Consider the following 19,978-nt stretch of genomic DNA (forward strand, 5'->3'; position numbering starts at 1 on the left):
CGATGAGAAGAAGTCCTCTGCAAAATTGTTTTGACTATGCGGCCCATCCAACGCGGATTCAGGGAAACATTATTGAAGCCAGTTTGCCGGCGGCCGCGATCGGCGAAGTCTGTGAAGTGCTGTCATCAATTAACGACACTTCTCTGGCGGGTTATGCCCGGGTCATTGGTTTCAACGGCAGTCGCACCATGCTGAGCCTGCTTTGCGATAGCGCGGGATTTTCCCAGCACCATCTTTTGGTGCCCACCGGTAAACCTTTCCAATTCCCTCTGGGGGAGGCCTTATTGGGGGCGGTGCTTGACCCGCTGGGAAATATCTGCGCACGGCTGGACGGCGCAACGGAGACGGCGCTTATCGCCACCGAACATAGGCCGATTGACGTGGAGGCGCTGCATTTTAGCGAACGTGAGCCTATCGCGGAAAAACTCATTACGCGGATCCGTGCCATTGATGGCTTATTAACCTGTGGACACGGCCAGCGGTTGGGTATTTTCGCAGCGGCGGGCTGCGGAAAAACATCGTTAATGAATATGTTGATTGAGCACTCCGAGGCTGACGTTTATGTCGTGGGACTTATTGGAGAACGTGGCCGCGAAGTGACGGAATTCATCGAAGAGTTAAAACATTCCTCGCGCAGCGGGAAAGTGGTGCTGGTGAATTCGACTTCGGATCGCTCCTCGGTGGAACGCTGTAATGCGGCGCAGGTGGCCACCACTGTCGCTGAATATTTTCGCGACCAAGGCAAAAACGTGCTGTTGTTCATTGATTCAATCACACGTTATGCGCGCGCATTGCGCGATATGGCGTTAAGCATGGGGGAATTACCCGCGCGGCGCGGGTACCCCGCGTCGGTGTTTGAACGCTTACCCAAGCTGCTTGAACGACCGGGCAGCAGCCAGTTGGGATCCATTACCGCCTTTTATACCGTGCTGCTGGAAAATGAGGAAGAACCGGATGCAATCGGTGATGAAGTAAGGTCGATCCTCGATGGCCATATTTATCTCAGCCACACTCTGGCAGCCCAGGGGCATTACCCGGCCATAGACATATTACGCAGCACCAGCCGACTGTTTCTACAAATTACCGACAAGCAACAGCAGCGTGCCGCCGTTCGTTTTCGCGATTTATTAGTTCGCCAGCGAGATATGCAGCTCTATCTGGACTTGGGTGAATACCGTCGTGGTGAAAATCAGGAAAACGATAACGCTTTCGATAAAGAAAACATCATGAGCGATTTTTTGCGCCAGCCGCTGGACGAATGTATGGAATTTAGCCAAACACTGGAGCGATTGAATGAATGTCTGGCTTAGGGGGCAGCAATTTATTTCCTTATTGAACCGGAAACAGCAGGGTTTTCAACGGCAAACGCAACACATCACACACGCGCTGTTAAAGCTTGAACAGAAGCACGAAGAATGCCGGTGTCAGTCGGCCGCATTGCGCCAGGAGGTGGTAGCCTGTCAGGTCAAAGGAGCAGTGTCCCGCGCCTCGTTATATGAACAACAGCGTCGTCAGGCCGTGCTGCTAAGCCGACAGGAGGAGATTGAACAGCAACTGCTGCAATTGGCGGAAGAGCGCGAGGAACACTTGCAACAACTGCAGCATTATCAGCAGCAAATCAGCGCACTGGAGAAACGGCAGCGCAAAATTGATCGTTATTTTCATTCTGTGCGTGCGCAACATTTACGCAGCCGGGAACGGCAAAACGAGAACGATATACAGGAGATGGCAAATTATGTCCGCTAAAGCAGAGCTTGCAGCCTTGGTATCCATACCCTCCGGCGTAACGACTCCGGAAGACGACACAGGCGTGAATTGGAGCCCGCGTGACAAGAACAAAAAGGAAAAGCGTCGCGGCGCATCCCCCGAGGCGGTCCCCTATGGTTTGCAGCAACTTATCGATCAGATAAGACCGGACCTGCAACTTAATCGAGGGGGCCTGGCGCAGACAAAAGCGCAGAAAGGTCAGATAAAAGCTACCGGCGACGATGACGCCCGCAGCGGGAAAACCGATGCAGCACGGCAATCCGAGAGTCAGCCTGCTGATCTTACCGCCCGCACGGTGCCGCTGGGTTGGTCTGGTGCCGGGCAGCACACACAAACCTCGCAGCCTGATATAACCCGTGCGGCGGCTGTTGCCTCGGCTACCGTTTCCTCGTCCGGACAGGCAAAGCAGTCCGATAAAAATTGCCGTCAATCCGCCGCGGCAGACGGACTGACCACCCAGCCGCAGGGCCATAGCGCCGCGACCCCGCCTGCGAATACCGACCCGCAGCAGGTTGCAACACCGGCGCCACAGCCTAAATCGACACAGCCGCCGATCGCAAAACACCAGGTGGAGGCGCCCAATAATGCCCTCTCCATGGAATATCGCTTTCAGGGATGGACCGGTAATCATTCGGTCAAACTGTCCGCTGCACCCCGCTCTTTGCAGGAAAGCGTGCTGATGCTGCAGCCCTCCAGCCTTCAGGTCGGCCAGGTAATGAACCGTGAAATGGAACATTGGCAGGGTAACAGCACCATGGTGGTGGTCCCGACGGATGAGGACGAAGGGCAGCAACAGCAGCAGCGTCATTCCGATGAACAACCGGATCCTGAGGCGCAGTAATGAAGCTTTCGTCTCGCCTGCGACGGGTGAATCGTGAACATCAGCGTTTATTGCAGCTGCAAAACGCCTTACCGCAAAGCGTGATAGTGACGGTTTGCGCCAGCCAATGCTACCTGCAGGTCACGCTGGAAAACGAACATGGCCTGCGCCAAGAGGGTTTTGTCGACATGACCCGCTGGTTTGCAGCTCGCCGAACGGCGTTGCCGGGTATGCCCTGGCAGGAGATTCCGCTGGACTATCTCTGTCCGCTGTTGCAAGGAAGCGTCGGCCCACAAGCGCTATACGGAAAGACGTGGACGCTGCAGGCGGTCCGCGTGCCAAAAGCACCATTACCGATGCAATTATTGGCCCTGCCGGGTGAAGACCTCATCGTGCATGTCGCCGACTGGCCAAAGCAAGCATTCCCTCAGGCGCAAACAGCCAGCGCCTGGCTAAAACGGCTGCCGTTCGAGCTACGCTGTGTCTTGGGATGCAGTCGTTTGGCGGCCCTAGACCTGGTGAGGCTGGATACCGGGGACCTGCTACTGATTACTCGACCGGAATTGCATTTGGCTGTCAACGGGCGCGCTATTTTTAGCTGTCATCAAGCACCATCGAAGGAAATCATTGTGGATAATGTCATCGCCCCCTCAAATGAGGAAACTCAGCCGCAGCATACGTTGCCGCTCTTTGACTGGAGCCGCGTGCCGGTAACGGTAGAATTTGTCCTTGAAGCGAATTCCTACCCTCTGGCGGAATTAGACAACCTGCAGCCGGGGACCGTTTTTGATTTGTCGGAAAATGTGGAAAAAAACATCAAAATTTTCCTCAATCAACAATTAGTTGGCCACGGCGAACTGGTGACGCTGGAAGATGAGCGCCTGGCGGTGGAAATCACCGGTCTTAATACTTTCCAGACCCCGGTTGAAGAGTGACGCTATGCTCACCAACGACATGACGCTCATTGTTTTACTTTCGTTCACCACCCTGTTGCCCTTTGTGATAGCGGGGGGCACCTGCTATATCAAATTTTCTATCGTACTGGTGATGGTGCGAAATGCGCTGGGCATACAGCAAATACCTTCTACGCTTACGCTTAATGGTATTGCGCTGATATTAACCGCTTTCGTTATGATGCCTGTTTGCCAAAATATAAGCCACTATATCGAAACGCATCAGACCAATTTTAATAATATTGACTCAACGATGCAATTTGTCGACCAAGGCCTGGGAAGTTATAGAGACTATTTAGTACGTTATTCAGATAAAAAATTGATTCGCTTTTTTTGTGAGACCCAACATCGACAAAGCGGCGGCGAGCAGGAAACGGATCTTGAATGCACCGAAGAGAATATGTCATCGTTGTCATTGATGATGCTGATGCCTGCCTATGCGCTCAGTGAGGTACAAAGTGCATTTAAAATTGCCTTCTTTTTGTATGTCCCCTTTGTCGTTATTGATATGGTGGTCTCCAGTATACTACTCGCGCTGGGGATGATGATGATGAGTCCAGTCACTATTTCAATACCTATCAAATTGATCCTGTTTGTGGCAATGGACGGTTGGACCTTATTAACAAAAGGACTGATCCTGCAATATGCGGATTTGATTAAGCAATGAGTGAGATTTCATATATAGGCAATTCTGCTTTGCTCCTGGTACTGAAGCTTTCTGCCGTGCCTATTGCGATGGCGACTATCGTCGGTCTAGTAGTAGGGTTATTTCAAACGGTCATGCAGATCCAAGAACAAACTCTGCCCTTTGGTTTGAAAATGCTCGCGGTATTTGCCTGCCTTCTTATGCTGATGGGATGGTTCGCCAGCGAAGGCTTGCGTTTCGCCACCGAATCATTTCTGATTGGTTTCCGGTAAATAAAGTGCATCTATGCCGCTAATTAGTTTATTCTTCGCCTACCAGGAAAACAGCATGATCATCATGCTGGCGTACGTGCGCGTAGGCATCGTCTTTTTGATGCTGCCCCTATTGGGGGGACGAATATTGTCGCATCTTATCGTGAAGAATATGGTTATCTTTATCACGTTGATAGGCATTTGGCCTGACATCCGAACCATTCCGAATATTGAACAAGGCTGGCTGGTCCTCATCGCAAGAGAATGTGTAACGGGGCTGATGTTGGCGATGATCCTGAGTTTACCGTTCTGGATTGCCAGCGCGATCGGGGAAGTCATAGATAACCAGCGCGGCGCGACAATCAGCGACAGTATTGACCCGGTCAACGGCCTACAAAGCACCACCATGTCATCGTTCCTCAGTTTTGCCTTTGGCGCTATCTTCATGGCGCAAGGCGGTATGATTCTGTTGATGAATGCGCTGGTACAAAGTTACCGCGTCTTTCCCTCAGGTTCTTCTCTGCTGGGAGCGCAGTGGGCCGTTGCAGGGAAATTGGTGCACCTGTTATTAGAAAATAGCGTCATACTCGCGGCCCCGACACTCATCACGTTAATGTTATCGGAAATGACCCTGGGCGTGTTCTCCCGCTATTGCCCTCAGCTCAACCCCTTTTCATTGTCGCTATCGCTAAAGAGTTTTATCGCCTTTACCATCTTCATGTTTTACGGTTTTGGGGCCATGTCGGAACCCTTGATGCTCCTGTTTACGCTTACACCTTTCTACCAATTTGTTCTTCCTGCCGTAGGGAATTAATCATGGCTGAGAAAACAGAAAAACCTACAGAAAAACGAAGCAGAGAGTCTGCGCAAAAAGGGCAATCTTTTAAGGTCAAAGATGTTACCACAACCGTGGTATTGATAGGCGGTATCGCCTATTTAGGATACGGTATGGATTTTCAACCGTTTATCGCCTTCTATAATAATGTGGTCCTAAACGGCGAACGCCTGAGTTATCAAGCTTACCTCATCAGTTTAGCCATGTTATTTATGCAATTGACACTACCCATCGTGGCGGTCTGTTTTATAGCAGGTACTTTCTCGACGTTGCTTCAAACACGGATGGTGATCGCCACCAAAGCGATTAAATTAAATTTTGATGCGCTTAATCCGGTAAAGGGCCTCAAAAGGATATTCAATTTACGCGCGGTAAAAGAATTGGTGAAAACGTTATGTTATGTCGCCGTATTTGTGGTTGGCGTAAATTATTTTCAATCACATTATCTAAAAGAACTATTATCAATCTATCACGGGAATATCTGGCAGGTTATCCGCATTTGGTCCGAGCTTGCGGTGAAGTTGGTCTTTATCTATGTCGGCGTCTCACTGATTGTTCTAGTGCTTGATGGCTTATGTGAATATTTTCTCCAATTCAAAGATATGAAAATGGAAAAGCACGAGGTAAAGCAGGAGCATAAAGAAAATGAGGGTAACCCGGAAATAAAATCTGCACGACGTAACGCTCATTTTGAATTGCTGAGCGGTGCGGAGCAGGCGGCGATTCGTTCCTCAGAGATGATATTGGCCAACCCGACGCACATCGCGCTTGGTATATTTTTTAATCCTGACGTCGCGATGCTGCCGTTTATCACCTTGCGGGCCACTAACATGAAGGCGCGGGCAATCATCGCCTATGCCGAGAAGGTGGGTGTGCCGGTCGTGCGCAGCATACCCCTGGCGCGTCGATTATATAAAAACTATACCGTACACAGCTTTATCTCGTTGAATGACAACGATTTGATAGAAATTATGCGTATTCTCATTTGGCTAAAACAGGTTGAAAGCGCGGGGCAACCCGAACCAGAGCAAAATGTTCCACCCGAGCCGTCTTCTGAGGAAAAATCTTCGCCAAAAGAGCCAGAAGAAGGGTAATTATCCCCTATTGTGATCCTGTTTTTTGATATTTATCCCCTGGGGCTGATGTTACTTTTCCTTACAAGTACAGGGCAGGAAAGCGTGCATCGACCCCAGTAGGCCGGGATTGCGAGCGGCAACTCCAAGTCAGATCTCATTCCATTAAAGGTTGATTCACTAATGAAAACTAAAACCAGACACGCCAAAAGCCATTCCTCTCACCAGAAAGAGAATCTGGAGCAACAATATACAGAGAATTTCATGGAGGCGATACAAGATGGTGCCACATTGAAAGATATACATCAGATACCTGAGTTGACTATGCAGGATGTTTATTTGTATGCCTACGATTTTTATCAGCAGGGTCGTCTGGATGATGCGGAATCATTGTTTCGCTTCCTCTGTGTTTATGATTTTTATAATCCCGAATACGTTATGGGATTGGCGGCGGTACATCAGTTAAAAAAATCCTATGAAAAAGCTATCGAGCTTTATGCCCTGACGTATTCATTATCGGAAAACGACTACCGTCCTATGTTATATGCAGGTCAATGTAATCTCATGCTGCGTAAAGGAGATATGGCCAAACGCTGTTTTGAGATTGTGCTTGAAAAATCACAGGATGAACACCTCATGCAAAAAGCCCAGGCTTACCTTGTTGCATTAGCGGAGTTGGAGACAAACGAAGCGGATGCACCAGGAGACAATAAGGAGACCAGCGACCATGACTAGTGCAGTGAATAGCCACTCATTGCCATACTTAAACGAAATTTTTGGCCATGAAGAGGCGAGTAATGCAGTCACCAAGCGGGAGCAGGAAGCTGCGAGACGATTTGGCGATGAGCGCTATGCCCAACATCGCCTAAAGAACAAAGTCCAAACCCTGCAGCAAAGTTTGACCGCCGAACAACTGCAAAAGGTGATCCAGGAGACGCAACGGGAGCTCGTCAGCAAGCAGCCCCGAAGGCTGCTTGCTGACGTAGGCGATACACCACGGTTGGCAGCGCCGGCTCAGTCCAGCGCCACAACCGTCCCGACCGCCGACGCCTCGTCGACGGAAGGCGCGGAGGCGGGGAAGGGCGGCACGTTGAGCGGCATGGCCAGTTTGACCTATATCATGGGGAACATCATCAAACTGACCGGCAACAAATCGCTGCAGCAGCTTTCAAATAACTTGGCGGCCTATGTCGCGCAAAGTAAAGGGACTCAGACGGCAGCGTCGGCGATGTCGGAGGTCCTCAAACAGGCGACATCTCAATGGGCCGGTTGTAAGGACGACTTAACTGCGGCACAAGAGCATGCGGATCAACTCCAGTCAGCGGCGGACCAGGCGACGCAAGCGGCAAGCGAGGCGCTAAAGAGCCTGAAAGAATTGCAGGCACAGGCGGCGAAAGAGATAGCCGATAGCGGCAGCGTCTCTCCTGCCCTACAAAAAAAACTCGATGCCGCCAAAGCCTTAAGTGAAAAGGCCGATGGTGAGGCGAGCCGCGCGCGGGCGGAAAGCGATAAATTCATCATTAATACGCTCAATCCCGCTATCAGCGCGGAAAAAAGCAGCCGGCAAAATCTTGATGCCATCAGTGCCAAAGTCAGCGGTTTTATCAATGCACTGACACCGCAGCAGCAGGGCGCGCTGGAACGTAAACAGCAAAAAGAAAATGAAGGTTTGAGCCTGACTTATCTCCTGGCGGTCATCAATGAATTGATCGGCAAAAGCGCCAGCGAAAAATTGGAAGCGAGTGCCGAACTCAACAAAAAGCTGAGTGCAGCCTCTATTAAAGAGGCGAAGGAAAGAGCCGCAGATTTCGCCGCCAAGCAGGCAAAAGCCGAAGAGATGCAAAAAACCATGGGTTGCATCGGTAAAATTATCGGCTGGATCATCACGGTGGTCAGTGTTGCCGCAGCGGCATTTACCGGCGGTGCCTCGCTCGCGCTGGCGGGAGTAGGATTGTCGTTAGCGATCGGGGATGAAATTGGCCAGGCAATCACCGGGAAATCCTTCATGCAAGAAGCGATGGGGGCGATTCTGGATCCGATCATGAAAGGGATAATTCAACCATTGATGCAATTTTATGCCAATCTGTTTAGCAAAGTGCTGGAGGGATTAGGCTTGGATAAAGGTCTCGCTGACACCATAGGTCAAATAATGGGGGCCATACAGGCCGCAGTAATGATGATAGCCGCCGTCATGATGGCGGGAAGCCTGGTGAAATCAATAGCGTCAAAAATCGGCAGTACCATGATTGTTAAGGCGGGCATGGCATTTGCCAAACGAATGCTTCAAAACATGGGCAAAAAAGTGGCTGAGACGTTGGGGAAAAAACTTGGACTGAATACACTGACCTCCTTCGCCAAAAAATCCGGTACCCGTTTGGCAAAATTCTCACCGATTAATAAGGGTAATGCTGCCACAGTACAAAAAGTTGTCGTCGTAGCCGATGTGGTAAACACGACCGCGCAAGCCGGCGGAAATATTGCCGTCGCGGCATTACAGTCAAGCGCAGCACAAGATAAAGCTGATTTGCTGCAGGCAATGGCGACACAAGAGCTATTAAAGAAAATGATGGATGAAGCGGTGAATGTATTCACCCATAATTTAGCCACCATGAACGAAATTATGAATCAAATGAGCCAAGTGGGTCTGCAGGATCAGCAAACGAAGCGGTTCATTACGCAGCAGATCGCGCTTCGTCCTGCGTGACGTTACGCATGCATGTCGCATCCTGGCTGTTTTTATCGACCGGTTGAAGCGATGGATACATTTCATAATATATTTATAAGGAACTAATATGTCAGGATTTTCATTAAACAACTCAGCGGTCATGCAACAGCAGTATCCAACATCGTACACTATCGGCAATACCTCGGCGGAAGATAACACTGTATTAGCCAAAGTCAATCGACGCGAGGCCAGTGCATTAAATAAATCCGATGTGGAAGGGGTTACACAAGCTGGTGCCTTATATACTGCAGCTCCAATGATAATATTATTTGCACCCAATGCCAAGAAAGCCAACGATCCAGAAGCGTTAAAACAAATGGCTAATACCGTCGCGACTTATTACAGTACCGATCAATATGCTATGGCCAGTTATACCGTTGAGGTAGCGGCGCGCAACGCTGCGCAAGATTTGAATGTAGACTTAAGTACATTTTCGGTTGGCCAAAAAAGGGCGGCAACGGATTATGCTGAAATCCCCGCGAAGATGCGAAAAGTTACTGTAGAACCAGGTGTGTTAAACACTGAGTTTTCTGCAAGTCAGAAAATAACGATAAACAATTATGCTGTCGACCGGGCAAAGTTGGAGTTTGGTTTTGCTAATAACATAGATGCAATAGCAAACAAATTTGTTGCTGACCTTAATGGGTCGAATCTCAAAACGCCTGAAGACCTGGCTGTAGTGACATTCAAGTCCGCTGACAGCTTGATTTCGGCCGCGCGCGCCTTCGCTAAAAATATGGGTACAACGGTTAGCAATTTAGCGAAAGGTCTGGAAGGTGAAAATAAGTTCGCTGAAGAGCAGGCTGCGGTTGTAAGCAAATTTTCTGAAGGCCTGGATCAGGTGGAGAAAAAGCTCGCCACAGAGCGGGCATCAAACCCGTCGGTGATGCTGGGATCGGATCTCTCGTTTGAGGCATTGCTCAGAGTCATCGGTCTTACAACAGAAATGTGCAATGAAAATAATAAACTTTCTGCACATTTTGGTGAGCTGATGGCTAAAGCCGCTAATCAATCGGCTAAAAAGCTGGTGGATGCCGCGGGTGTTCGCTTAGGGGGGGTAATAGCATCGGCGGCGATCCAAATGACCGCTGCCTATAGCTCGGCGAAGCAGAAAGTCGGCGCCTGGAATAAAGAAGGCGCGTCGGCTAAAGCTAATTTAGGCGAAGCGCGGAATATGCAAAAAGGGCTGAGCGAATCGGAAAATAGCATTCTGACCTCACAGAGTAAGCTTGTCGCGAAGGGTACGGATATGTCTTCTGACGTGGGCGCGGGACTACGTAAATCACATCCGCAACAGAAAGCGGATATCATGACCTTTGAAATGCAACACCAACAAGTCCAACGCGAAACCGGCATCACCGTTGCCAATGCTGATGTTTTGGCTGCAATGGGACGCGGTTCGAGTGATATTGTTTCCAGAGCTTTCAATGTCGCCGCTGCGTCGAATGACGCGGATTCCAAAAAGCTGGATGCCAGTAAAGAACTTGCCAGCACCCTTAGCGCCATGGCGAATAAAACCAGCGATACAAACCAATCTAACAGGGATAAACTATTGCAAACATTGCAAAGCGTTATATCTCGTACTCAGGATACCAACAGCGTTATTGCCGGTAATATGCGCGGCTAGCTTTGACCTGAGTCTGATAAAGATAACCGTCCCGGAATATGACGGTTAGGTCAATGGAAAAACGGGTTGTCAATTCGGTGCGAAACAATTGTGCACCGAAATCCATGAGCTTGCTGTGGGCGAAATACGCCTACGGCAAGCAGTAATAAATAACATTATCTTCTTTCACAAAGTGAAGGCGATATAACCGGCATCGGGTTACGGCATATATCAAAGGCGATTATTCTAGGTGAGTGATATGTCACTTTGATAATGATTATTTAACATACATCCTTCACTGTGTAAAGGGTTATTATGTCGCTTCAAATGGCCTGAGATCGGCTGAGGAACAATACGACAGCCGGTGAGTGGACCATGAACGATTATCTCCAGGGAGAAATACTTTATGTCTGGAACTTGCAATATAGCCACCGGGAAAAATAGCTTTGCTATTAACCTGACGCTTCCGCCCTCTGAAAACCTGAGGAAGTCTCCGTTGTCTAATACTGTGACCAGCGTCGAGAATAGTGCCCGGGAGATAAAGTCTTTAAACGTACAGGGAGGCGCCCGAAATACAGTCGGTAGCGGGGAATCGTCAAGCCGTTCCACCCTTACGGCGGAGAGGCAGGGAACAAGCAGCGACCGGAGTACAGTGGAAGAGGCGTCAAGCTCATCTTCCCGTACGGCGAATGTCGGATCTTCTTCGGAGAGGATCGATGAGAGGCCAGAGGTGACCACGGCCCGTGCCGCTTTCCTGACACGTCCCGTGCAGGAAAATGCGTTCAATTTCTTGTTCGCCAGCCACGCCAGCAATCTTTCTGAGAATGAGCGTGTCCAATTGCAGAATGATGAGCAAGGAAAAAAAACTGTTATCATATCAGATCTGCTCGGTTTGGAATCAGTGTCAGGTAATAGCTGGCAGGATCTTTTGCCGCAAATAAAAGGGCAGGGCAACGCCATTTTCGCTCAGGTAGAAGAAAAAATGACTGCCAATGCATTAGAGGCATGGCAAGCATTTCATCCCGGCGAGGCAATCCCGAATCCTCTTCCGTTTAGACACGAATTAGAAATGTGTAAGACTCAAGTCAGAAACAGTCTGGTACAACTGACTAACATGCCCTCTGATGCGAGTAATCAAGCGATTAGCGGTCCTGCTAACCAAATTATTGATGCCTTAACCACGATTTGCCATACGTTGATCCCTCGTTCTCCAGATCAGCCAGCGGCAGCTAATCCGGGACCGGATGTCACGGAGAACCCCGCCACCGATAAAGGGGTCTCGTTCGGTAATATTCATAATCAACAGGGCGATACGATTCATAACCATTATTATGGGACGCCGCCGGGTAATGATAATACCAGTGGCCGCCCATCTGGCACTGTGGTTAGCGAAAAGGTGACGACAACGGAGCACACGTCGTCAACCATTTTGCCACCTGGCGAGCACCATAAGGGCGTCCCGACCGCTGCACGTGCCGCTATGGCAGATATGGGGACGCAAACCGATTCACCTGAGAATGTTGCGCAGGAGCCAACCCGTAAAGGGGCACAACCGCCAAAGTCGATAGGCGATGATGTGCTCGACGCGGAGATGGAACAACCGATTGCAAACGATGAACAGTTCATCGACAGCCTTACTCTCACTCATACACCGCTTAAAGAAATCAAACAGGCGAAGAAAGAAGTTAATAAAGATGTGAATGTTGGGGTGGCGCAATTCTATGTCCGTGCAATTGCGCACAACATTGCGGCGGTCAAGATGCAGGTTGTAGCCAGTGTGCCACATAGCGCCAATCAGCCCCTCTTTACGGGCAACCTTAAGCGGTCTCCCCAGCCACGCCAAGAGGTAGACTACCAAGCTGGGAAGAACAGTTTTGCTGACTTGAAAGGCGTAAGAAATCTCATTAATGCATGGGAAAACGTGGCGATTGAGGAATCCAACGTGCCTGTTCACCCCAATGGCCTTAACCCTGAGAGCGATGCAGGCTACGAAAGCACAGCCGGCAGCTACCTTTCGACGATGTACGATAGCGAAACGGCCACTCTAAACAGCATTGACAGCAATGGTGACGATGTTCCCCGTAATGTCTCCCGGCGTATGAGCGAGAGCTCGGCCGCTGAAAGTGGTTACGATAGCGAGGGGGACCACAATAGCCTCGCGAGCACAAACGAACTTGATCACGCTCCTCAGGTTCAGGTTGATGAAACCAATCACCCTGGTAACAAGGTTGACAGCAACATTGTCAATAATGTCGAAAAGGGTTCCATGGTACGGGAAAAAATGGCGCTCTTTAACAAGGGAAATGAGGTTAAAAGCGAGTCCATACGCCAAAACTTTAGGTGGGGGGTGGAAGAGAATAATCGCGTTTATACTACGGAAGCTAAACCCATGACCATGCCCACACCCGATATGTTTAAAAAATAATATAAATATGAATTAATTTAATTATGTCACAATTTAATATTGTTATAGGTGTATTGTCGGATGTTACTGGCCGACATCCATCGGATATCAAGCCACAGAATGAATTATTCTTTGATCTTGAGATGGATTCGGTCGATCTTATTGATGTTATTATAAGGTTGGAAGATCGGGGTATAATTATTAAAGAAAAGGATTTAACGCCGAAATTAACGGTTTCTGATCTGATACAGGTGGTTTCCATCAGCGGAGCGACAAGCAATTAGTTAACGGGGTTTGCGAACTTCTTATTAGTGGTTTGTCGCCAGAAATGAATTTTCACTTGAAAATTTCCGCCCAAAACATTAATGTAGTTGCAAAAAAACCATTGACCCGGAATATGCTCTGTGACTGAAGATAAGTTGGCTAATGTTTATAAAGAACCTGTTGAGGTAATTACATCATGTTTTACCTTTTATCCAAAAAAACGGTGTTTGGAATTAGAAGGTACTATCCATCAGCTGCGAAAGAAAGAGTCGGAAGTTCTGGCTTTGTTATGCAGGAAATATCCCAATCCAGTGCATCATTCCGAGTTTCTGGATGAGGTGTGGGGTGGTGGGTATGTTACGTCTCATAGCATTGCCCAGGTCATCCGTTCTTTAAGGAAGCTGCTGAAGAAAAATGGTAAAAACATCATTCTGACAATCCCGAAATTAGGGTATCGTCTCGGTATAGAGCCGCAATATGATGAAGGGAATGAGGTTAAGATATTTGATTTTTCACAGGAAAATGCAGGTAATTCCGCAGAAGAAGACTATTTCGTGTCTTCAGGAGACCGGCATCCGTCAACGCCGCCGCCGCGACTGTATCAAACCTCGGGTAAAGTAGTAAAGTGGTTTTTTAGGTTATTGATTTTTATGTTATTATTTCCGGCATCTTACGGTGTTTATTGCGGTTTGATGCCTAAATCCCAAGTGTTTCACCAGCCCAAAGATAAAGAGATATTAATGATAATCCCCCGTTCGGGAATAAAGGATGTAGAAGTTAAGGATGATTATGTGATTTTGTATGGAGATATTACTAAAACGGCAATGTTAAGCAATAATGTAAAGTCGGAGTTAACTAAATGCTATACGGGAAGCGATACTTTCAATATTAATTAATCATGCTCCGGTAGACAGGACCGTCGTTATCTATTCAGGCATTGCGTTATCGTTTCTACTACATTGTAACTTAGCTGACTATTCTATTCTGCTGGCAGTACGTCGTCTTTAAAAGTCTCATACTCAAATGCGCATAATGTTTCTTTCGAGCGACAAGCATGAATGGTTCAATTAAGCCCAACGTATAACTTTTAATTCTTACTAAGAGTGGCTGTCTATATAAGGGGTTTTCCCTTAGAATGAGTTATGCGGAGTGCTATCAAGCTCAGCATCAAAAACCGCATTTTTAGTCTGCGTCGCCATATCAATTTTCAACCCATTACCGCTAATCAACTTTGCAAGCAGTATAGGCATTGAGCACGAGAGTTGAGGTTTTCTTAAGGCGAGGGTCCCTTTTGACTTCATGTTGCATTAATATTTAAGGCCGGCATTAAGGTTATCGGTAATAGCGTAAGCTATAATTCCATAATAATAGAATAGCGCTGAGCCTTGGTTTTAAAAAGAGAAACCGCCGCACCGGCATGCTATTCACCAAGCGCTGGACGACCCTTCTTTATTCTGCAAAATTGAATGACTAAATCGGCTTAGGTCGCGCAACTGCCCCCGTCATGATTGAAACCAGGGTCACCGGGATCCGCCATTTCCGAGCCGAAGAGAACCGCCAACAAAGCCGGATGACTCAACACGGTCATTTTGGTCAGGGTTCCCTATAGCGCCTGGAGGGAGGAGTGCCTTACCGTGTAGCGTGATCCATTCCCGTTTGCCATTGTTGACGCAATTGCTCAGCGTTGGCGATACCATCGCAGTTGGCGGGGAAATTACGGCCTTTTTCACCCCAAGCGCGCAGAGTTGCGGCACGACAGAGGTCGGCCTGTCCCGCCGTGTAGCCCGAAAGATAGTCTTCTCTATCGACGTGCGGCGTGCCATACCATTCCGTCAGGGTATCATTGTCGCGTACCGCTTTACCGGCCATAGCGTCGTGTTAGCCGGCCTGATGCCATGCCGAATCCCCTGATGCTGTGTTGGCGGGACGATCGGAGTCGCTACAGCCTGCCAGCATGAGCAATGCACAGAGCAAGAAATAAAGTTGCATTCTCATCTTGTTAGCCACGTTGGCGGGATTATCTTCCCTCAGCCGCATTCTCAGTTGCAAAGCGCAAAAGCTCATGTCTGACCGGGTTAGGAGTGTAATTTATTATTTACACTTTGGCTGGCATTTTGACACTTTATTATGTCCAATAAGTGATTTAAATTTTGGTGTAGGATGCGTATCATACCGCTGTATAGCTCGCCTATAGCGAAATCCTTTCCTCCTGACGCCGAAGGCGGCCTTGAACGGTGCGCACCGGAGAACAAAGAGTAATAAATTGTTTACAAAATTGGATTGAAAACTTTACGATTGCTGGTAAGGTAGCTATCTATACGCTTTGGCGTAAGAGTTTAATGTAACGCTTTGCGGCCATCTCATTTTAGTCAGGATTAGTATCATGCAAAAAGACGCGCTCAATAATGTCCATATCAGTGATGAACAGGTAATGATCACCCCCGAAGAATTAAAACGCCAGTTTCCTTTAAGCGAGGCGGAGCAGCACTCTATTGCCGAATCCCGGCGTACCATAGCCAATATCATCCACGGTCGCGCCCCGCGCCTGCTGGTGGTCTGTGGACCTTGTTCAATCCACGATACCGATGCAGCGCTTGACTATGCCCGCCGTTTGCAAAACCTGTCAGCTGAATTGAGCGATCAGCTGTATATCGTTATGCGCGTCTATTTTGAAAAACCCCGTACCACGGTTGGCTGGAAGGGCTTAATCAACGACCCCTATATGGATGGGTCTTTTGATGTCGAGGCCGGGCTGCAAATCGCCCGCGGACTGTTGCTGGAACTGGTGAGAATGGGGCTGCCTTTGGCAACGGAAGCCTTGGATCCCAATAGCCCGCAATACCTCGGCGATCTCTTCAGCTGGTCGGCGATTGGCGCACGAACTACCGAATCCCAGACCCACCGGGAAATGGCGTCCGGGCTGTCTATGCCGGTAGGCTTAAAAAATGGCACCGACGGCAGCCTGGCGACCGCAATCAATGCGATGCGTGCTGCGGCAATGGCCCACCGTTTTATGGGCATCAATCAGGCAGGACAAGTGTGTTTACTCCAGACACGCGGTAATCCTGACGGTCATGTGATTTTGCGCGGCGGCAAACAGCCAAATTACCATCCGCAAGATATTCTCGATTGCGAGCGCCAGATGGCGGCGGCAGGACTGCCGGCGGCGTTGATGATCGATTGCAGCCACGGTAACTCCAATAAAGATTATCGCCGACAGGCCGAGGTGGTGCAGTCGGCGCTGGCGCAGATTAAAGCCGGTAATCGTTCCATTATCGGTTTAATGTTGGAAAGCCATATTCATGCCGGTAATCAATCCTCTGAATTACCGCGTGAGGAAATGCGTTACGGCGTGTCGGTGACTGATGCCTGTATTGATTGGGAAAGCACCGATAGCCTGCTGCGTCAGCTGCACGGCGAATTGCAAAGGGTGCTCGCGGCGCGACAGGCAGCGGGCGAAGTCGCAGCATGGTAGCAGAGCTTAGCGTCCTGCGGGACAAGATCGATGACGTGGATAAAGCGCTGCTGGATCTGTTGGCTAAACGCCTGTCGCTGGTGGCCGAGGTTGGTGAAGTAAAAAGCCGTGCCGGCCTGCCTATTTATGCGCCGGATCGTGAGACGGCGATGCTGGCCTCGCGGCGGCGTGAGGCCGCAGCATTGGGCGTGCCGCCCGATTTGATTGAGGATGTCCTGCGCCGCCTGATGCGGGAGTCTTACGCCAGCGAAAACGACAAAGGTTTTAAAACGCTGTGTCCGCAACTGAGACCGGTGGTGATCATTGGCGGCCGCGGCCAGATGGGACGCTTGTTTGACAAAATGCTGACGCTGTCAGGATACAGTGCACGCGTCCTGGAAAAAGAGGACTGGCCGCGCGCTGAAGCCTTGTTGGCCGATGCGGGGTTGGTCATCGTTAGCGTGCCGATTCATTTGACCGTACCAGTCATTGAGCAATTGCCGCCCCTGCCGGAAGATTGCATTTTGGTGGATTTGGCCTCCGTGAAAAATGCGCCGCTGCAGGCAATGCTAGCGGCGCACAATGGGCCAGTCCTCGGCCTGCATCCCATGTTCGGTCCCGATAGCGGCAGTCTGGCCAAGCAAGTGGTCGTTTATTGCGAAGGGCGCCAGCCGGAAGCCTATCAATGGTTGCTGGAACAGATACAGGTTTGGGGCGCGCAGTTGCATCGCATTAGCGCCATCGAACACGACCAAAATATGTCCTTTATCCAGGCGCTACGTCATTTCGCCACTTTTACCTACGGCATGCATTTGGCGGAGGAAAATGTCGATTTGGAGCAATTTTTGGCGCTGTCCTCACCGATTTATCGCCTCGAGCTGGCGATGATAGGGCGCCTGTTTGCGCAGGATCCACAGCTGTATGCCGATATCATTATGGCGTCAGAGGACAATCTGGCGCTGATCAAACGCTACTATCAGCGTTTCGGGGTGGCAATCGAACTTTTGGAACAGGGCGACAAGCGGGTCTTTATCGAACGTTTCGCCCATATCGGTCGCTGGTTTGGCGCTTACGCCGACCATTTCCTGGCGGAAAGCTGCGTGTTATTGCGCCAGGCCAACGATAGCCGTAAATAGGCCCTACACTCGCCGTAAACAGGCGTAGGACGGGGAGACGGGAAGCACGGCGGCGGCGCCTTGCAGGTCACAAGTCGCTAATGACAAGTGGCTGATTACCGGTGCCGGTTACTCCGGATCCACCGGCAAAACGTTCTCGCTGGGGTAGCAGCCTAGCACTTTTAACGAACGCGTAATGGCTTGCAGTTCGCGCAGCGCTTTTTGCATTTTCACGCTGCGCAAATTGGCCTGCACATCGATATAAAACATCTCTTCATGCGCATTACCGTGTATCGGCCGGGATTCCAGACGCGTCATCACAATACCGTGGGTCCGCAGCACCAACAGCGCCTCAACCAGGGAGCCGGACTGTTGGCCGGTAGCCATGATAAGAGTGGTTTTAGCCGGCACCTGCTCGGTGACGTCGATAGGTTTGCGGGCCAGTACGATAAAGCGGGTGATATTTTGCTGCTGGTTGGCCAAGTTGCTTTCCAGCACCTGCAGGCCGTATAAGGCGCCACCCTGGCCGCTGCCTAGCGCGGCGACCGTAGGCCGGTTGAGCTGCGCCACTTTTTCCATGGCCGCGGCGGTGCTTTCGCAATATTCAAATTGCCACTGAGGAAAATGTCCCAGAAACTGACTGCACTGCTGGAAAGGTTGCGGATGGCTGTAGATGACCTCGATACGATCAAGATTGGTATTGCCGCTGACCAGAACGCAATGATCGATAGGGATAGCGATTTCGCCCACTAAAGACAGATGCGTGTGTTGCAGCAGGTCGTACACTTCATTGATGGAACCTGAGCTACTATTTTCGATAGGAAAAATACCGTATTCCGCTTGGCCCGTTTCCACGAGTTGCACAATATCGGCAAGTTTTTGGCAACTGCATTCGACGACCTGTTCAAAATAGCGCGCGCCGTACTGCCGGGCCGCCAGGTGAGAATAAGAGCCTTTGGGGCCAAGAAAGGCGATGCGCGCCGAAAGCTGCTCCTGGTGATTAAGATCCAACTGCAGTAGGGCTTGCTGCGTTAATACCGAATCTTCAATAATCATTTGGAACAGCCGGGTCACATAGAAGCCATCCAGATCACATTTCTGACCCTCCGCGACCAGGCGTTTTAGCAGTTCGCGCTCCCTCGCCATATCGCGTATTGGCCGCTGGGAGGCTATCTTGCTCCACGCGACGTCCAGGGCCAGAGCGCGCCTTTCCGCGAGTAAAGACAGCAATTTGAGATCCAGCGCGCTAATCCGATCGCGCAGCGTCAATAAAGTGTTGTCATTCATAATATGGGTTACCTTTCACGCCAGCAAAAAAAGCCCCCTGTTTCAGGAGGCTTTGCGGTTCGTCTTCGCTTTATTTCTCACACGACGAGCGCGGGCCTCTTAGCAACGGAAGTTAAAAAAGAAAGCGAAGAAAAACGACGGTGTTGTCATGGTGAGCTCTTTGGAATGAAGAATAGGAGGTACAGTAACCGCTCGCTTTTCTTTCTGTCAATATAAAACGCGCCCGGGGGCGCGTATGCAATGTGTTGCTCACTGTCGGGCGGGACGGTTTACCCGGCCGGCAGGATTACACCGCCATGAAATTCGCAGTTTTAACGCATTCTGCGGCGCGGCGAGCTTCACCCTTATGCTGGACTTTATTGATTTGACGTTCAAGTTTCGCCAGCAGCTCGTTGATGGCCAAATACATATCCTGATGGGTTGCACTGGCCACCAGCTGTCCGTTGGGCGTGCTCAGGGTGGCATCGGCCACAAATCCCTGCGGCTGTTTAGAGAGGATAATATGGGGATTAATCAGCTGGGTCTGCCATTTCGCCAGTTTAGCCAAGCGCTCTTCCGCGTGTTGACGAATGGCGGGAGTGATATCCATTTGCTTACCGGTAATGTTGATTATCATAAACTTACCTCTCTGCGTGTTTCCGTCGACATAGTTTAAGCATACCTGCAGCCGGTATCTTTTTTGTGATTTAGATCACTTTTTTTTCGGCGTGGCGGTGGAGGGAATGGGTTCTGTGAGCGGGGGTCAGGAACGGGGTTTCTGCCCTTGTCAGCGCATGCA

General features: G+C 49.9%; 19 protein-coding genes and 1 other annotated feature. Of the genes, 16 read left to right on the top strand and 3 right to left on the bottom strand.

Annotated features, from left to right (window positions below):
- The first annotated feature begins 2 nt into the window (after positions 1-2).
- The 14 genes from sctN to SGP1_RS23390 all read left to right on the top strand — a co-directional run bounded on the left by sctN (position 3) and on the right by SGP1_RS23390 (position 14,240).
- Complete coding sequence (gene sctN / locus SGP1_RS04910) at positions 3-1,310, top strand: type III secretion system ATPase SctN (RefSeq protein ID WP_011410318.1); 1,308 nt, start codon at positions 3-5, stop codon at positions 1,308-1,310.
- Positions 1,294-1,746, top strand: coding sequence for a hypothetical protein (locus SGP1_RS04915; RefSeq protein ID WP_011410319.1), 453 nt, complete (start codon positions 1,294-1,296; stop codon positions 1,744-1,746). Before sctN ends, SGP1_RS04915 begins: the two co-directional genes overlap by 17 nt.
- A complete protein-coding gene (locus SGP1_RS04920; protein ID WP_011410320.1) occupies positions 1,736-2,608 on the top strand; it encodes a type III secretion apparatus SpaN in 873 nt (290 codons plus the stop codon). The genes SGP1_RS04915 and SGP1_RS04920 overlap by 11 nt, the downstream gene beginning before the upstream one ends.
- Positions 2,608-3,522 carry a FliM/FliN family flagellar motor switch protein gene (locus SGP1_RS23385; RefSeq protein ID WP_011410321.1) on the top strand — a complete coding sequence of 305 codons (915 nt, stop codon included), beginning with the start codon at positions 2,608-2,610 and terminating at the stop codon, positions 3,520-3,522. Before SGP1_RS04920 ends, SGP1_RS23385 begins: the two co-directional genes overlap by 1 nt.
- 4 nt (positions 3,523-3,526) lie before the next feature.
- On the top strand, positions 3,527-4,207 hold the full coding sequence (locus tag SGP1_RS04930; protein WP_011410322.1) for an EscR/YscR/HrcR family type III secretion system export apparatus protein: 681 nt from the start codon (positions 3,527-3,529) through the stop codon (positions 4,205-4,207).
- The gene (gene sctS, locus SGP1_RS04935; protein ID WP_011410323.1) at positions 4,204-4,458 is read left to right on the top strand and encodes a type III secretion system export apparatus subunit SctS; all 255 of its coding nucleotides are present in this window, start codon (positions 4,204-4,206) and stop codon (positions 4,456-4,458) included. Before SGP1_RS04930 ends, sctS begins: the two co-directional genes overlap by 4 nt.
- 13 nt (positions 4,459-4,471) lie before the next feature.
- A complete protein-coding gene (gene sctT / locus SGP1_RS04940; protein WP_011410324.1) occupies positions 4,472-5,251 on the top strand; it encodes a type III secretion system export apparatus subunit SctT in 780 nt (259 codons plus the stop codon).
- Positions 5,252-5,253: 2 nt separating this feature from the next.
- The gene (locus SGP1_RS04945; protein ID WP_011410325.1) at positions 5,254-6,366 is read left to right on the top strand and encodes an EscU/YscU/HrcU family type III secretion system export apparatus switch protein; all 1,113 of its coding nucleotides are present in this window, start codon (positions 5,254-5,256) and stop codon (positions 6,364-6,366) included.
- A gap of 162 nt (positions 6,367-6,528) precedes the next feature.
- On the top strand, positions 6,529-7,080 hold the full coding sequence (gene sicA, locus SGP1_RS04950; protein ID WP_011410326.1) for a type III secretion system translocator chaperone SicA: 552 nt from the start codon (positions 6,529-6,531) through the stop codon (positions 7,078-7,080).
- A complete protein-coding gene (gene sctE / locus SGP1_RS04955; protein ID WP_083764672.1) occupies positions 7,040-9,049 on the top strand; it encodes a type III secretion system translocon subunit SctE in 2,010 nt (669 codons plus the stop codon). Before sicA ends, sctE begins: the two co-directional genes overlap by 41 nt.
- An 88-nt stretch (positions 9,050-9,137) precedes the next feature.
- Positions 9,138-10,697 carry a hypothetical protein gene (locus SGP1_RS04960; protein ID WP_011410328.1) on the top strand — a complete coding sequence of 520 codons (1,560 nt, stop codon included), beginning with the start codon at positions 9,138-9,140 and terminating at the stop codon, positions 10,695-10,697.
- A gap of 709 nt (positions 10,698-11,406) precedes the next feature.
- Positions 11,407-13,101, top strand: coding sequence for a hypothetical protein (locus SGP1_RS04965; RefSeq protein ID WP_148203371.1), 1,695 nt, complete (start codon positions 11,407-11,409; stop codon positions 13,099-13,101).
- 23 nt (positions 13,102-13,124) lie between these two features.
- The gene (locus SGP1_RS26605; RefSeq protein WP_083764673.1) at positions 13,125-13,364 is read left to right on the top strand and encodes an acyl carrier protein; all 240 of its coding nucleotides are present in this window, start codon (positions 13,125-13,127) and stop codon (positions 13,362-13,364) included.
- Between the two features lie 120 nt (positions 13,365-13,484).
- Complete coding sequence (locus SGP1_RS23390) at positions 13,485-14,240, top strand: transcriptional regulator (protein WP_011410330.1); 756 nt, start codon at positions 13,485-13,487, stop codon at positions 14,238-14,240.
- A gap of 733 nt (positions 14,241-14,973) precedes the next feature.
- Here the strand turns inward: SGP1_RS23390 and SGP1_RS04980 are convergent.
- Positions 14,974-15,213, bottom strand: a complete 240-nt coding sequence (locus tag SGP1_RS04980) for a DUF2799 domain-containing protein (protein ID WP_050747412.1) — start codon at positions 15,211-15,213, stop codon at positions 14,974-14,976.
- Positions 15,214-15,727: 514 nt separating this feature from the next.
- On the opposite strand from SGP1_RS04980, the gene SGP1_RS04985 reads away from it, so the two are divergent.
- Positions 15,728-16,819, top strand: coding sequence for a 3-deoxy-7-phosphoheptulonate synthase (locus SGP1_RS04985; RefSeq protein WP_011410331.1), 1,092 nt, complete (start codon positions 15,728-15,730; stop codon positions 16,817-16,819).
- Positions 16,813-17,934 (top strand): bifunctional chorismate mutase/prephenate dehydrogenase, encoded by a 1,122-nt coding sequence (tyrA, locus tag SGP1_RS04990; protein WP_011410332.1) that lies wholly within the window; start codon positions 16,813-16,815, stop codon positions 17,932-17,934. The genes SGP1_RS04985 and tyrA overlap by 7 nt, the downstream gene beginning before the upstream one ends.
- 108 nt (positions 17,935-18,042) lie before the next feature.
- Here the strand turns inward: tyrA and pheA are convergent, their stop codons facing one another.
- The gene (gene pheA / locus SGP1_RS04995) at positions 18,043-19,200 is read right to left on the bottom strand and encodes a bifunctional chorismate mutase/prephenate dehydratase (RefSeq protein ID WP_011410333.1); all 1,158 of its coding nucleotides are present in this window, start codon (positions 19,198-19,200) and stop codon (positions 18,043-18,045) included.
- Between the two features lie 23 nt (positions 19,201-19,223).
- Positions 19,224-19,351 (bottom strand) — a sequence feature (Phe leader region).
- A gap of 135 nt (positions 19,352-19,486) precedes the next feature.
- Entirely contained in the window at positions 19,487-19,816 is a 330-nt protein-coding gene (gene raiA / locus SGP1_RS05000; protein ID WP_011410334.1) for a ribosome-associated translation inhibitor RaiA, read from the bottom strand.
- Positions 19,817-19,978 lie beyond the last annotated feature (162 nt).

Origin of the sequence: Sodalis glossinidius str. 'morsitans' (assembly GCF_000010085.1) — a bacterium.
Classification (GTDB): Bacteria; Pseudomonadota; Gammaproteobacteria; order Enterobacterales; family Enterobacteriaceae; genus Sodalis; species Sodalis glossinidius.

Excerpts from the sequence above, each read along its gene's own strand:
- sctN (WP_011410318.1), top strand. The coding sequence starts at position 3 with ATGAGAAGAAGTCCTCTGCAAAATTGTTTTGACTATGCGGCCCATCCA.
- SGP1_RS04915 (WP_011410319.1), top strand. The coding sequence starts at position 1,294 with ATGAATGTCTGGCTTAGGGGGCAGCAATTTATTTCCTTATTGAACCGG.
- SGP1_RS04920 (WP_011410320.1), top strand. The coding sequence starts at position 1,736 with ATGTCCGCTAAAGCAGAGCTTGCAGCCTTGGTATCCATACCCTCCGGC.
- SGP1_RS23385 (WP_011410321.1), top strand. The coding sequence starts at position 2,608 with ATGAAGCTTTCGTCTCGCCTGCGACGGGTGAATCGTGAACATCAGCGT.
- SGP1_RS04930 (WP_011410322.1), top strand. The coding sequence starts at position 3,527 with ATGCTCACCAACGACATGACGCTCATTGTTTTACTTTCGTTCACCACC.
- sctS (WP_011410323.1), top strand. The coding sequence starts at position 4,204 with ATGAGTGAGATTTCATATATAGGCAATTCTGCTTTGCTCCTGGTACTG.
- sctT (WP_011410324.1), top strand. The coding sequence starts at position 4,472 with ATGCCGCTAATTAGTTTATTCTTCGCCTACCAGGAAAACAGCATGATC.
- SGP1_RS04945 (WP_011410325.1), top strand. The coding sequence starts at position 5,254 with ATGGCTGAGAAAACAGAAAAACCTACAGAAAAACGAAGCAGAGAGTCT.
- sicA (WP_011410326.1), top strand. The coding sequence starts at position 6,529 with ATGAAAACTAAAACCAGACACGCCAAAAGCCATTCCTCTCACCAGAAA.
- sctE (WP_083764672.1), top strand. The coding sequence starts at position 7,040 with ATGCACCAGGAGACAATAAGGAGACCAGCGACCATGACTAGTGCAGTG.
- SGP1_RS04960 (WP_011410328.1), top strand. The coding sequence starts at position 9,138 with ATGTCAGGATTTTCATTAAACAACTCAGCGGTCATGCAACAGCAGTAT.
- SGP1_RS26605 (WP_083764673.1), top strand. The coding sequence starts at position 13,125 with ATGTCACAATTTAATATTGTTATAGGTGTATTGTCGGATGTTACTGGC.
- SGP1_RS04980 (WP_050747412.1), bottom strand. The coding sequence starts at position 15,213 with ATGGCCGGTAAAGCGGTACGCGACAATGATACCCTGACGGAATGGTAT.
- SGP1_RS04985 (WP_011410331.1), top strand. The coding sequence starts at position 15,728 with ATGCAAAAAGACGCGCTCAATAATGTCCATATCAGTGATGAACAGGTA.
- tyrA (WP_011410332.1), top strand. The coding sequence starts at position 16,813 with ATGGTAGCAGAGCTTAGCGTCCTGCGGGACAAGATCGATGACGTGGAT.
- pheA (WP_011410333.1), bottom strand. The coding sequence starts at position 19,200 with ATGAATGACAACACTTTATTGACGCTGCGCGATCGGATTAGCGCGCTG.
- raiA (WP_011410334.1), bottom strand. The coding sequence starts at position 19,816 with ATGATAATCAACATTACCGGTAAGCAAATGGATATCACTCCCGCCATT.